This window comes from Amorphus sp. MBR-141, from assembly GCF_053628695.1.
On record NZ_JBRJGW010000006.1, the window covers coordinates 209210 to 222394 of the forward strand.

A 13185-nucleotide genomic window follows, 5' to 3' on the forward strand; every position below is an offset into this window, starting at 1 on the left:
TTCGTCGCGTTTCCGGGCGGTGAGCCGGTCGCGCCGTCGTGGCGACGCATCAGGCGGCGAGCGCCGACAGCGCCTCGCGCAGCGCCGGTGAAAGCGGCGCGGGGCGGCGCGTCGCGCGGTCGACATAGACGTGGACGAAGAAGCCTTCGGCGGCCGCCTGGACGGCGTCGTTGCGGAAGAGACCCACCTCGTAGCGCACCGACGAGCTGCCCATCCGAGCCACCCGCAGCCCGGCGCTGACCACGTCGGGGAACGCCATCTCCGCGAAATAGCGGCAGCCCGTCTCCACCACGAGGCCGACCTGCGCGCCCGCCTTCAGGTCGAGAACGCCGGCCTCGACCAGCCAGCCGTTCACCGCCGTGTCGAACAGCGAGTAGTGCACGACGTTGTTCATGTGGCCGTAGATGTCGTTGTCCATCCAGCGCGTCTGGATGGTGCGGAACGCCCGGTAGGCGTCGCGGTGGCCCGGTTCGGACCGCGTCTGCGGCGAAGCGTCGTCGGCTGGCATCGGCGGCTTGTCTCCGGGCGGATGGCGGCATTAGGTGGCGGGTCAGGCACTGTCGCCGATCCCCCGGCCGGGCGTCCAGCCCGTCCCTCCGTGGGTCCGAAGCCGGGAGGCGACCGCCGCAACCGATGGAGGCGCCCGTGTTCCGGGTCGATCCCTATCCGCCGCTCAATGTGCCGAAGCCGTTCGGAGACGACATCTGGATCGTCGACGGTCCGGTCGTGCGCAGGCGCTACGGCCCGACGTCGCTGCCGTTTTCCACCCGGATGACCATCGTCCGGCTCGCCGGCGGCCGGCTGTGGGTGCACTCGCCGACCGAGCTCACCGATGACCTGCGTGCCGCGGTCGACGACCTCGGGACGGTCGCCTTCCTGGTGGCGCCCAACCGGCTGCACTGGGTCCACCTGGGCGCATGGCAGGCCGCGTTCCCCGACGCGGCGACCCATGCCGCCCCGAAGGTCGCGGACAAGGCGCGGGAGGGCGGCTTCCGCGTCGATGCCGAGCTGCAGCCGGCCCCGGACGCGGGCTGGGCGGGCGAGATCGACCAGGTGCTCGTTTCCGGCAGCTTCATGACCGAGGCCGACTTCTTCCACCGCCAAAGCCGCACGCTGATCCTCACCGACCTGATCGAGAACTTCGAGGCCGATCACGTGCACGGCCTCCTGTCGGAGACCGTCATGGGGCTGGGCGGGGTGCTCGATCCGGACGGCAGCACCCCGCGCGACCTGCGCCTGACCTTCCTGGCCCGCAAGACGGAGGTCCGCGCGGCGGCCGAGACCATGATCGGCTGGCGGCCGGAGCGGGTGATCCTCGCCCACGGCCGCTGCTACACCGAGGATGCCGGCGCGGCGCTCGCGCGGGCGCTCGCCTGGACCGGCGCCCAGGGATAGTGCGGGTACGCGGCGCGTGCCCTTCTCACCGCATCCTCAGTTCGGCTCCGGCGGATAGACGTGCGACGGCGTCGTCTCGCCGTCGAGGAAGACGCGCAGCTGGCCGTCCACGACCGACCATTCGAGAAAGTAGGCGCCCACCGCGGCGAAGGCGACGTCCGATCCGAAGGCGACGGGATCGATGAGCCGCAGGCTCTGGGAGTGGGCGCCGGAATGGCAGACCGCGAAGAGCCGCGGGCGGGTGGGTATCTCGGGATCGGCCATCACGTAGACACCGTCGGCGTCGCAATTGTCCTCGGGCCCAGAGCAGAAGAAGCAGCCGGACAGGTCCGTCTCGGAGAGGACGCGCCGCCGGCCTTCGGTCTCGCGGACGACCAGCGTCTCCTCGCCCATGCCGCCGTCGATCAGCCATTCCAGGCCGCTCCGCGGGATCTCCACGGCCGCGCCGGTCTGTTCCCCCTTGCGGCTGGCGCTGTCGACGAGGCGGAAGGACTGGCAGAGCGGCCGGGCATAGGCCTCCATGAGCCGGAGACCATCGAGCCGCTGGCGCGCCAGCAGCAGGTTGCAGACGGTGCCGCTGACATAGGAGACGGTGTTGCCGGGAGAACGGGCGACGACGGCGCAGTGGGCCTGCCGGTAGGCGAGCCAGTCCCGCTGCGCGCCGCGCACGGCTTCCGCGTCCTCGGCCGCGCAGAAGCGCCTGGCCTCGCGCGCGGCGAAGGCGGCGATCTCCCGGTCGACGGATTTGCGCGTCTCGTCGAGACATTCGCCGATCGCCGCGCCTCCGACCCGGTAGCGGGGATCGTTTTCGCAGGCGGTCAGGTCGTCCTCGATCTCCCACTGGGCGCAGGCGGCCGAGGCGAACAGGCAGCCGGCAACGGCAGCCAGCGCGCGCAGCGCAGCCAGTCGCGTGGGCACGGGAAGCGGAACGATGTGGAGAATGGGCATCGGGCACTCTCGGGCTGGACGGCGGATCACCGCCCATCCTGCGCCGATCGGTGGTGCCCGACGCCCCCCGGATGGTGCATTGCGGTGCAGGTCCGGTGCTGTCGGTCGGGCGGTCCCGCCGTCGGGTCCGACTTGCGCCCTACTCGGCGGCCAGCAGGGCATGCGCCTTGGCGCGCGCCTCGGCCACCGACTTCTCGTAGGAGACGAGCGGCGGCTTGACGCCGTGGGCGAACAGCACGTGCCGCTCCTCGTGGGTCGTGCCGGTCAGCACGACGGTCACGCCGCGCCGCTGCGCCTTGGCGACCATGCCGCCGATGGTGTTGGCGGCGGTGGAATCCAGGAACGGCACGGCGTGGAAGTCGATGATCAGCGCGCGGTGGGTGTCGGCGATCCGGTCGAGCACCGAGCCGATGGATGCGGCGGCGCCGAAGAAGAAGGCGCCGGAGATCCGGTAGACCATGACGTCCCGGTCGCCGCCGTTGTCGTCGTAGGGGCGGCGGTCGCCGTTGGCGTCGTCGGCGCGATCCTCGGCCACCAGTGGCCGTTCGGTCTCGATGGCCGTGGTTTTCGACATGCGGTGGATGAACAGCACCGAGCCGATGGCGAAGCCTACCACGATGCCCTCGGTCAGGTCGCGGAAGATGGTCAGCAGGAAGGTGGCGAGCAGCACCACCGCGTCGCCGCGCGACGTGCGCAGCAGCGTGGCGAAGGCGTGCTTCTCGATCATGTTCCAGGCGACCACGGCGAGCACGCCGGCGAGGCTCGCCAGCGGGATGAAGCTCGCCACCGGCGCCGCCACCAGGATGAACAGGAGAAGAAACGCCGAGTGCAGGATGCCGGCGACCGGGCCGTGGGCGCCGGAGCGCACGTTGGTGGCGGTGCGGGCGATGGTGCCGGTGACGCAGATGCCGCCGAAGATGCCCGAGGCGACGTTGGCGACGCCCTGGGCGACCAGCTCGCAGTTGGAGCGGTGGCGGCGGCCGGTCATGCCGTCGGCGACGACCGCCGACAGCAGCGATTCGATGGAGCCCAGCAGCGCGAAGGAAATCGCGCTCGGCAGCACGGCGAGCACCTTGTCCATCGATATGTCCGGCAGCGCCGGGGCCGGCAGGTAGCCCGGGATGCCGCCGAACTTGGAGCCGATGGTGGCGACCGGCAGGCCGAGCGCGGCGGTGGCGACCGTCGCGGCGGCGACCGCGATCAGCAGTCCCGGCCAGTGCGGGCGCAGGCGCTTCAGGCCGACGATGATGGCGATGGTGGCGAACGCCAGCCCGACGGTCGCGGGGTCGGCCGTCGGCACCGCCGCCCACAGAACGGGCAGCTTGTCGAGGAGCGGACCCGGCTCGTCGCCGGCGAGCGTCAGCCCGAACAGCTCGCGGAGCTGGCTGGCGAAGATGATGATGGCGATGCCGGCGGTGAAGCCGACGGTCACCGGATAGGGAATGAACTTGATGTAGGTGCCCAGCCGCAACAGGCCGATGGCGGCGAGGATGAAGCCCGACAGGATGGTGGCCAGGAACAGGCCCTCGATGCCGTGCGCCTGCACCGTCGCCGCGACCAGCACGATGAAGGCGCCCGCCGGCCCGCCGATCTGGAAGCGGCTGCCGCCCAACAGCGACACGAAGAAGCCGCCGACGATCGCGGTGTAGAGGCCCTGGGCGGGCGACGCGCCGGAGGCGATGGCGATCGCCATGGACAGCGGCAGCGCGACGATGGCCACCGTGAGCCCCGCCACCGCATCCGCCCTGAGCTGCGCCAGGCCGTAGCCCTCGCGCAGGACGGTGATCAGCTTGGGCGTGAACAGGTCGGCAAAGCTCGGGGCGTCGGAGTGGGCCGTCAGCTGGGTCATGGAACCGAGGAGTCCCGGGTTCGAGGCGCCGCAGCGGCGGCGCGCGGAGGATGCGTGCGGTGCGCGCCGGGCCGCTCGGCCCCGCGCGCCGGTCGTCAGGTGCGCGGCGGCGCGGGCTCGCGCAGGCGGATGCCGCGCCCCCCGGACAGGCTCTGGGCGTTGTCGCCGATCAGCTCGATGCCGGAGGCCTCCAGGGCCTCGATCACCCGGGTGAGGCTCTCCACCACCCCGCGCACGTTGCCCTGGCTCGCCTCCATCCGCTGGATGGTGGGCACCGACACGCCGGACCGCTCGGCGAGCGTCTTCTGGTCGATGCCGAGGAGGGCGCGGGCGGCGCGGAGCTGGGCGGAGGTGATCACGGAGTGCCTGCTTCAGAATGCTGAATGCAGGCTCTAGCACTCGATCATGATGTTTGAAACATCATTATAGCGGGTTCAGATGCGACAGAAATTCGCAGGCGAACACAAGCCGGGCTGCGAGCTCACACGCTCATGTTGGCGCGGATGCGGTCCTCGTCCATCTCCGAGCGCTCGCCGGCCATGACGATCTCGCCGCGCTCCATCACCGCGAAGGTGTCGGCGAGGTCGCGGGCGAACTCGAAATACTGCTCGACCAGCAGGATCGCCATGTCGCCGCGCTTGCGCAGATAGTCGATGGCGTTGCCGATCTGGATGATGATCGACGGCTGGATGCCCTCGGTCGGCTCGTCGAGGAGCAGCAGCTTCGGCCGGCGCACCATGGCGCGGCCGATGGCGAGCTGCTGCTGCTGGCCGCCGGAGAGGTCGCCGCCGCGCCGGTGCATCATCTGCGCCAGGATCGGAAACAGCTCGAACACGTCGTCCGGCACGTGGCGGTCGGCGGCCGGCAGCCCGGCGAAGCCCGTCTGCAGGTTCTCGCCGACGGTGAGCAGCGGGAAGATCTCGCGTCCCTGCGGCACCATGGCGATGCCCCTCCGGGCCCGTTCGAACGGCGGGCTGGAGCCGAGCGGCCTGTCCCGCCAGAGGATCTCGCCCTTCGAGACCGGATGCAGGCCCATGACGGCGCGCAGCAGCGACGTCTTGCCGACGCCGTTGCGGCCCATCAGGCAGGTGACCTGGCCCGGCCGGACGGCGAGGCTGACGCCGCGCAGCGCCTGGGCGGCGCCGTAGTGCAGGTGGATGTCGCGGACTTCGAGCATGATCAGCGCCCCAGATAAACGTCGATGACGCGCTGGTCGGCGCTGACGTGGTCGAGCGCGCCTTCGGCGAGCACCGAGCCCTCGTGCAGCACCGTGACCTTGACGTCGAGATCGCGGACGAACGCCATGTCGTGCTCGACGACGATGACGGTGTGGTTGCGGGCGATCTCCACCAGCAGCTTGGCGGTTTCCGCCGTCTCCGAATCCGTCATGCCGGCCACCGGCTCGTCGACCAGCAGAAGGCGCGGATCCTGGGCGAGCAGCATGCCGATCTCCAGCCACTGCTTCTGGCCGTGCGAGAGGTTCGCCGCCGTTTCCGTCTGCAGGTGGCCGAGCCGGATGGTGTCCAGCACCTCGTCGATGCGGGTGTTCTGGCCGGACGACAGGCGGGCGACGAGGAGATGGAACGGCGAGCGGCTTTCGTTCAGCGCCAGCGCGATGTTGGTGCGCACGGTGTGGTTCTCGAAGACGGTCGGCTTCTGGAACTTGCGGCCGATGCCCTGGCTGGCGATGGCCGCCTCGTCGAGTTCGGTCAGGTCGACCGTGCCGTCGAACAGGATGGTGCCCTGGTCGGGGCGGGTCTTGCCGGTGATGCAGTCCATCATCGTCGTCTTGCCGGCGCCGTTCGGGCCGATGATCGCGCGCATCTCGCCCTCCTGCAGGACGAGCGACAGGTTGTTCAGCGCCCGGAAGCCGTCGAAGGAAACGGTGACGCCGTCGAGATAGAGGAGCGAGGAGGTCATGCTCATCGGGCGGGTTCTCCGTGGGCGACGGCCGTCTCGTCGGGATCGATGCCGGCCTCCCGTTCCGCCGAGGCCAGGGCCTCCGAGCGGCCGCGCTCCGCGGCGCGCCGGCGGTCCCGGCGGCGGTCGATCAGGTCGAAGAACGGCCCCATGATGCCGCGCGGCAAGAGCACGGTGACCACCACGAACAGGAAGCCGAGCACGAACAGCCAGAGCTCCGGGAAGGCGCCGGTGAAGTAGGTCTTGCCGAAGTTGACGAGGATCGCGCCGACTACCGCGCCGACCAGCGTCCCGCGGCCGCCGACGGCGACCCAGATCACCGCCTCGATGGAGTTGCCGGGGGCGAATTCGCTGGGATTGATGATGCCGACCTGCGGCACGTAGAGCGCCCCGGCGACGCCGGCCATCGCCGCCGACAGGGTCCAGACGATCAGCTTGTAGTGCTCCACCCGGTAGCCGATGAAGCGGGCGCGGGCCTCCGCGTCGCGCACCGCCACGAGCGCCTGGCCGAAGCGCGAGCGCACCAGCCAGATGCAGAGCAGGAGCCCCAGCGACACCGCGACGGCGGTGGCGAAGAACAGCCCCGCCCGGGTCTCCGGGCTCTGGATGCTGTAGCCGAGGATGTCCTTGAAGTCGGTCAGCCCGTTGTTGCCGCCGAAGCCCATCTCGTTGCGGAAGAAGGCGAGCATCAGCGCGAAGGTCATCGCCTGGGTGATGATGGAGAGATAGACGCCGGTGACGCGCGAGCGGAAGGCGAGCCAGCCGAACACGAAGGCGAGCAGCGCCGGCACCAGGATCACCATCGCCGCGGCGAACCAGAACATGTCGAAGCCGAACCAGTACCAGGGCAGGGAATCCCAGTTCAGGAACACCATGAAGTCCGGCAGCAGCGGGTTGGCGTAGACGCCGCGGTCGCCGATCTGCCGCATCAGGTACATGCCCATGGCGTAGCCGCCGAGCGCGAAGAAGGCGCCGTGGCCGAGCGTCAGGATGCCGCCGAAGCCCCAGACGAGGTCGATCGAGAGGGCGAGCAGCGCGAACGCCAGGTACTTGCCCATCAGGCTCATGACGTAGGTCGGCACGTGCCAGTCGTGGCCGGCCGGCAGGGCCAGGTTCAGGTAGATGACCGCCAGCGCGCCGACGATCAGGATGGCGATCGCGCCGAGCGCGAACCGCGTCAGGAGAACGGGTGAGATTGTGGTCATCAGCCTTCCGCCGCCCGGCCCTTTTGCGGAAACAGTCCGCGCGGCCGCTTCTGGATGAACAGGATGATCAGGACGAGGACGATGATCTTGCCCAGCACCGCGCCGGCGTAGGGCTCGAGGAACTTGTTGAGCACGCCGAGCGACAGGGCGCCGACGAAGGTGCCCCACAGGTTGCCCACCCCGCCGAACACCACGACCAGGAAGCTGTCGATGATGTAGCCCTGGCCGAGGTTCGGCGAGACGTTGTCGATCTGCGACAGCGCCACGCCGGCGATGCCCGCCACCCCCGACCCCAGCCCGAAGGTGAGCGCGTCGGTCCAGGGCGTGCGGATGCCCATGGTGGAGGCCATCTTGCGGTTCTGGGTGACGGCGCGGATCTGCAGACCGAAGGCGGTGCGCTGCAGGAGCAGCACCAGCAGTCCGAACACGATCAGCGAGAAGATCACGATGGAGAGGCGCGAATAGGTGATCGACAGGCCGCCGAGCTGGAAGGCGCCGGACATCCAGTCCGGGTTGCCGACCTGGCGGTTGGAGGCGCCGAAGATGACCCGGATCGCCTGCTGCAGGATCAGCGAGATGCCCCAGGTGGCGAGCAGCGTCTCCAGCGGCCGGCCGTAGAGCCAGCGGATGACGATGCGCTCGATCAGGATGCCGACGAGGCCCGAGACGCAGAAGGCGAGCGGCAGGGCAATGGCGAGCGAGGCCTCGAACAGGCCGGGATAGTGGATGCGGATGGTCTCCTGCACCACGAAGGTGGTGTAGGCGCCCAGCATCACCATCTCGCCGTGGGCCATGTTGATGACCCCCATCACGCCGAAGGTGATGGCCAGCCCGATGGCGGCGAGGAGCAGGACGGATCCCAGCGAGATGCCGAACCAGACGTTCTGGGCGACCTGCCAGAAGGCGAGCTGGCGTTCCACGCCGGCGATCAGCCGCGTCGCCCGCTCGGCCAGCTCCGGATTGGCGGTCGCCTGAGTGAGCAGCTGCAGCGCCTGGCGGTTGCCCATATGCGCGACGGTTTCGAGCGCGGCGCTCTTTTCCGCGATGTCGGCGTCGGACTGCAGGATCGAGGCGGCGAGCGCCCGCTCCATTTCGGCCTTCACGCCGGCATCGGTTTCGTCCGCCAGGGCAGCACGCAGCGGGGGGATGTTGTCCGGCGAGGCGCCGGCGAGCATCTCGCTGGCCGCCGTCCTGCGCACCGCCGGATCCGGCGAGCGGAGCGTCAGGCCGGCCACCACCTCGTCGATGACGTTGCGCAGGTTGTTGTTGATGGAGATGCGGCTGGTGTCGCGCCGGCCGACCTCGCCCAGGGTCTCGCCGGTCAGCGGATCGACGGCGACGTCCTTGCCGTCGCGCTTCTCCACGATGACGACGGCACCGTCCGACTTGCGAACCTCCAGCGCGCCGTCGCGCATGGCGCGCAGCAGTGGCGCCGCGGCCGGGTTTCCGGTGGCCGCAATGGCACGGATGCCGTCGGCGGTCTTGTCGTAGTTGCGGCCGTTGTCGAGGCCGGAGAGCAGCGGACGCAGCGCTTCCGCGTCGGGCTCGGACTGGGCGCTCGCGGCGATCGGGGCGGCGAGCAGCAGCACCAGAACCAGCCGCGCGAGCGCGATCAGGAGCCTTCGCGACCGGGAAGTTGCGTCCGGCGGGCGAACCAGCATGGCGTTTCCGTGGATCTCGTTGCGGGAAGAGGTCGCGGCGCCCGGATGCGCCCGATCAGGCGCTCACGAGGCGCGTCGGCGCGGAACCGGAGCCCCGCGCCGACCGTCAGCAGGTCGTTATTTCGCGGCGCCGCCGCACTGACCCGTCTCGGTGTTGAAGTTTCCGCACGACATCGGCGCGCGCCAGTCGGAGATCAGCGGCTTGGAATCCGGCAGATAGTCGGACCAGGCATCGCCCGGCACCAGGCCGGCCGTCTCCCAGACGACGCCGAACTGGCCGTCGTCCTGGATTTCGCCGATCAGCACCGGCTTGGTGATGTGGTGGTTCGGCATCATCGCCGAGTAGCCGCCGGTGAGGTTGGGCACGGCCACGCCGATCATCGCGTCGATGACCGCGTCGGGATCCGTGGTGCCGGCCTTCTCGACCGCCTTCACCCACATGTTGAAGCCGATGTAGTGGGCCTCCATCGGGTCGTTGGACACGCGGTCGTCGTTGCCGATGTACTTGTGCCAGGCCTCGATGAAGTCGTCGTTCTCCGGCGTGTCGACCGACATGAAGTAGTTCCACGCGGCGAGATGGCCCACCAGCGGGGCGGTGTCGATGCCGGCGAGTTCTTCCTCGCCCACCGAGAAGGCGACGACCGGGATGTCGGTGGCCTCGACGCCCTGGTTGGCGAGCTCCTTGTAGAACGGCACGTTGGCGTCGCCGTTGATGGTCGAGACCACAGCGGCCTTCTTGCCGGTCGAACCGAAGGTCTTGATCTCGGAGACGATCGACTGCCAGTCGGAGTGCCCGAACGGCGTGTAGTTGATCATGATGTCTTCCTGCGCGACGCCCTTGTCCTTGAGGTACTGCTCGAGGATCTTGTTGGTCGTGCGCGGGTAGACGTAGTCGGTGCCGGCGAGCACCCAGCGCTCGACGCCCTGGTCCATCAGGTAGTCGACGGCCGGGATCGCCTGCTGGTTCGGGGCCGCACCCGTGTAGAAGATGTTGCGGGAGGATTCCTCACCCTCGTACTGGACCGGATAGAAGAGGATGCCGTCGAGCTCCTCGAACACCGGCAGCACCGACTTGCGCGACACCGACGTCCAGCAGCCGAACACGGCGGCGACCTTGTCCTGGGAAATCAGCTGACGGGCCTTCTCGGCGAACAGCGGCCAGTCCGAGGCGGGATCGACGACGACGGCTTCGAGCTTCTTGCCGAGGAGACCGCCCTTGGCGTTCTGCTCCTCGATCAGCATCAGCATGACGTCTTTGAGCGTCGTCTCCGAGATCGCCATGGTGCCCGAGAGCGAGTGCAGGATGCCGACCTTGATGGTGTCGTCCTGGGCAGAAGCGCTTCCCATTGCCGCGCCGGCCAGGCACGCGGCCAATGCGATCGGCCGCACAGTGTTGCGAATGATGCCGAGCATGATCCCTCCTTGATTTGGAAATGGTTCGGTCCGCCAAAGCGATCCGAGAGGGAACATTGCAACTAGAGTGCCAAGCCGGATTCCGAGTCTCGTTGTGCCTGCAACCGTTCGTTAGGCCGCGAAGAGGGGCGGTTTGGCCGCGTGGCGGGAAAATGGGCTGCCCATAAATTAGGCGCACCCTGCCAATCGGAACGGCTTGCAACCGAAGGGTTGCGCGGATAGGGGCCTGCCCGGGCGAAACCATCCGCGGTGGGTGGAAATTCTCGATATTTTGAGCGATGTCTGGGTAACGCCAACAAACAGAACGGACGAACCGATGCTGACCGAAAGTGAACGCGCCCAGGCGATCGACGCCATCCGCGAGGCCCACCGGACCAAGAAGCAGGCGATCCAGCCGTCGGTGATGTTCCCGCACATCACCATCGACGATGCCTACGCGATCTCCTCCGCGCTCGCCGACGACAAGGTCAAGCAGGGGTCGACCATCGTCGGCCACAAGATCGGCCTCACCTCGAAGGCGATGCAGGCGTCCTCGCAGATCGATGAGCCCGACTACGGCTACATCTTCTCCGACCAGGTGATGAGCGACGGCGCCAAGGTTCGCCACGAGGACTTCTGCGTGCCGCGCGTCGAGCCGGAGCTGACGTTCATCCTCGACAAGCCGCTGAAGGGTCCGGGCATCGGTCTCGTCGACGTGCTGCGCGCCACCGAGTACGTGGTGCCGTCGATCGAGATCATCGACGCGCGCGTCCAGAACCCCCGCAAGATCTTCGACACGGTCTCCGACAACGGCGCCGGCGCCGGCATCGTGCTGGGCGGCCGCCCGGTGAAGGTCGACGAGGTCGACCTGCGCTGGGTCGGGGCGATCTTCTACCGCAACTCCGAGATCGAGGAGACGGGCATCGCCGCCGGCGTGCTCGGCCATCCGGCGATGGCGATCGCCTGGCTCGCCAACAAGCTCGCCCCGTTCGACGTGACGCTCGAGCCCGGGCACCTGATGCTGTCGGGCTCCTTCACGCGCCCCGTGTGGGCGGAGAAGGGCGACACGCTGCACGCCGACTTCGGCCCGCTCGGCTCGGTCGCCGTCCAGTTCGTCTAGAACATGAGGGGCGACCCGGCTGCTCGTGCAGCGGCCGGGTCGCCCCGACTTCGGCGGGTCCGATCAGGCGGCGCTGCGGATCCGGCTGAGGAAGCTCGCGACGCCGGTCCTGAGCCCTTCCGCCTGCTTGCTGAGTTCGTTCGCTGCGCTGACCATGGCCTCGGCCGACACGCTGGTCTCGCGCGCGTCGCTCAGCACCTCGGAGATCGTGCTCGACACCGAGGTCGCGCTGCGCGCCGTGTCGTCGATCTGGCTGCTGATTTCGCTCGTCGCCGCGTTCTGCTCCTCCACGGCGGCAGAGATCGAAGCGGTGGCGGAATTGACCGACTCGACCGAGCGTCCGACGCGCTCGATGGCGCCGACGGCGGTCTTCATCACCTCCTGAATGGCGACGATCTGGCTGGAAATCTCGTCGGTTGCCCGCGCCGTCTGGGTGGCGAGGCTCTTCACCTCGCTGGCGACTACCGCAAAGCCTTTGCCGGCGTCCCCCGCACGTGCCGCCTCGATGGTGGCATTCAGGGCGAGGAGGTTCGTCTGGGCCGCCACGGAATCGATCAGGCCGACGATTTCGCCGATCTTCTCGGCCGCCTGGGCGAGCTGCTGCATCGTCGCGCTGGTCGCGCGCGCATCCTCCGACACGCCCGACGAGGTGGCCGCCGCGCCCTGGGCCCGCTCGGAGATCTCGCGGATCGAATGGGTGAGCTCGCCGGCCGCCCGGGCCACTGAGGAGGAGGCGGACGAGACCTGCTCGGCGGCGGCGGCCATCGTCGACGAGCGGCCGGTGGTGCGGTCCGCCAGGTTGGCCATGTTCCTTGCCGTCACGGCAAGTTCCTCGGACGCGGCGGCGAGCGTTTCGACGATCCCGCCAATGTCCCGTTCGAACGCCGTCGCCAGGCGGTCGCGCTCGGCTGCCTTGTCCGCCGCGGCGCGCTCTTCGATGGTGGTGATGCAGAGATCCATGTCGAGCATCGCCGCCTTGATGAGAACGTCGATCTTCTCTTCCAGCGCGGTGGCGCGGGCGGCGCGGTGGCCGAAGCCCCCCTGCTTCATCGCATGGGTCGCGACGGCGCGGACGAGACCGCTCACCAGCTTCGCGTAGCCGCCGAAATACCAGGCGGGCTTCAGGCCGAGCCGCGCGTGCGCCTCGCCGATGCGGCGGACCGACTTGAGGTAATCGTCGCCGTAGGTGGCATCGACGATGCGCAGCCAGTGCTCGTACTGCTTTTCGCGCGCATGCCGACGCATTGCATCGTCCGCGAAGGTCGCATCCGCCTCGGGCTGCCGGGCGATGTCGGCGTAGAAGCTTTCGAGAATGGCCGGAAGCTCGGCCTCGACGACCGGCTTCATCGAGCGCAGCGTCGCGCGGGCCTTGTCGTCGAATCCGATGAAGGAAAAGCGCTGAGAGAGAACGGCGTCGAACTCTTTGGTCATAGGTGATCTTTCCGATGCTAGTTGTGGGTAAAGGCGTTCCCCATCGAGCACGGACCCTCGAAGGCGCATGAAGCCTCCGCTATCGATGCCAAAGTGGACCAGCACGGAAATCCTAGGCAGCAAGACTTGCGGCTGGCTTGCATCCGGACGTTGTCGTGGTCCGTAGTATCCCGGATACCCTGGGCTTTCGGGCGTCGTGCTAGCACTCCCTCCGGCAAGGGCTCGCGCCGCAGGCCGGCGCGGCGAACCAATCGGCCGCCTGGC

12 protein-coding genes are annotated in these 13185 nt (G+C 68.8%); 2 read left to right on the plus strand and 10 right to left on the minus strand.

The window, feature by feature from the left end; all coding sequences use genetic code 11:
• Window positions 1-49: 49 nt before the first annotated feature.
• Window positions 50-508 carry an acyl-CoA thioesterase gene (locus ACSSVZ_RS10565; protein ID WP_453969821.1) on the minus strand — a complete coding sequence of 153 codons (459 nt, stop codon included), beginning with the start codon at window positions 506-508 and terminating at the stop codon, window positions 50-52.
• A gap of 137 nt (window positions 509-645) precedes the next feature.
• On the opposite strand from ACSSVZ_RS10565, the gene ACSSVZ_RS10570 reads away from it, so the two are divergent.
• Window positions 646-1395, plus strand: coding sequence for a DUF4336 domain-containing protein (locus ACSSVZ_RS10570; RefSeq protein WP_453969823.1), 750 nt, complete (start codon window positions 646-648; stop codon window positions 1393-1395).
• 36 nt (window positions 1396-1431) lie between these two features.
• Here the strand turns inward: ACSSVZ_RS10570 and ACSSVZ_RS10575 are convergent, their stop codons facing one another.
• The 8 genes from ACSSVZ_RS10575 to urtA all read right to left on the minus strand — a co-directional run bounded on the left by ACSSVZ_RS10575 (window position 1432) and on the right by urtA (window position 10391).
• Window positions 1432-2343, minus strand: a complete 912-nt coding sequence (locus ACSSVZ_RS10575) for a lysozyme inhibitor LprI family protein (RefSeq protein ID WP_453969825.1) — start codon at window positions 2341-2343, stop codon at window positions 1432-1434.
• 139 nt (window positions 2344-2482) lie between these two features.
• Complete coding sequence (locus tag ACSSVZ_RS10580; protein ID WP_453969827.1) at window positions 2483-4192, minus strand: SulP family inorganic anion transporter; 1710 nt, start codon at window positions 4190-4192, stop codon at window positions 2483-2485.
• A gap of 95 nt (window positions 4193-4287) precedes the next feature.
• Window positions 4288-4551: a helix-turn-helix domain-containing protein gene (locus tag ACSSVZ_RS10585; RefSeq protein WP_453969829.1), complete on the minus strand. Its 264-nt coding sequence runs from the start codon at window positions 4549-4551 to the stop codon at window positions 4288-4290.
• 122 nt (window positions 4552-4673) lie between these two features.
• Complete coding sequence (urtE, locus tag ACSSVZ_RS10590; protein ID WP_453969831.1) at window positions 4674-5369, minus strand: urea ABC transporter ATP-binding subunit UrtE; 696 nt, start codon at window positions 5367-5369, stop codon at window positions 4674-4676.
• Between the two features lie 2 nt (window positions 5370-5371).
• Complete coding sequence (urtD, locus tag ACSSVZ_RS10595; RefSeq protein WP_453969833.1) at window positions 5372-6118, minus strand: urea ABC transporter ATP-binding protein UrtD; 747 nt, start codon at window positions 6116-6118, stop codon at window positions 5372-5374.
• Entirely contained in the window at window positions 6115-7317 is a 1203-nt protein-coding gene (urtC, locus tag ACSSVZ_RS10600; protein WP_453969835.1) for an urea ABC transporter permease subunit UrtC, read from the minus strand. Before urtC ends, urtD begins: the two co-directional genes overlap by 4 nt.
• Window positions 7317-8978, minus strand: a complete 1662-nt coding sequence (gene urtB / locus ACSSVZ_RS10605; protein ID WP_453969836.1) for an urea ABC transporter permease subunit UrtB — start codon at window positions 8976-8978, stop codon at window positions 7317-7319. Before urtB ends, urtC begins: the two co-directional genes overlap by 1 nt.
• 117 nt (window positions 8979-9095) lie before the next feature.
• Window positions 9096-10391, minus strand: a complete 1296-nt coding sequence (gene urtA / locus ACSSVZ_RS10610; protein WP_453969838.1) for an urea ABC transporter substrate-binding protein — start codon at window positions 10389-10391, stop codon at window positions 9096-9098.
• 316 nt (window positions 10392-10707) lie between these two features.
• Between urtA and ACSSVZ_RS10615 the strand changes: the two genes are divergently transcribed.
• Window positions 10708-11490 (plus strand): fumarylacetoacetate hydrolase family protein, encoded by a 783-nt coding sequence (locus ACSSVZ_RS10615; RefSeq protein ID WP_453969840.1) that lies wholly within the window; start codon window positions 10708-10710, stop codon window positions 11488-11490.
• 63 nt (window positions 11491-11553) lie between these two features.
• Here the strand turns inward: ACSSVZ_RS10615 and ACSSVZ_RS10620 are convergent, their stop codons facing one another.
• On the minus strand, window positions 11554-12921 hold the full coding sequence (locus ACSSVZ_RS10620; RefSeq protein WP_453969842.1) for a protoglobin domain-containing protein: 1368 nt from the start codon (window positions 12919-12921) through the stop codon (window positions 11554-11556).
• Window positions 12922-13185: the final 264 nt, after the last annotated feature.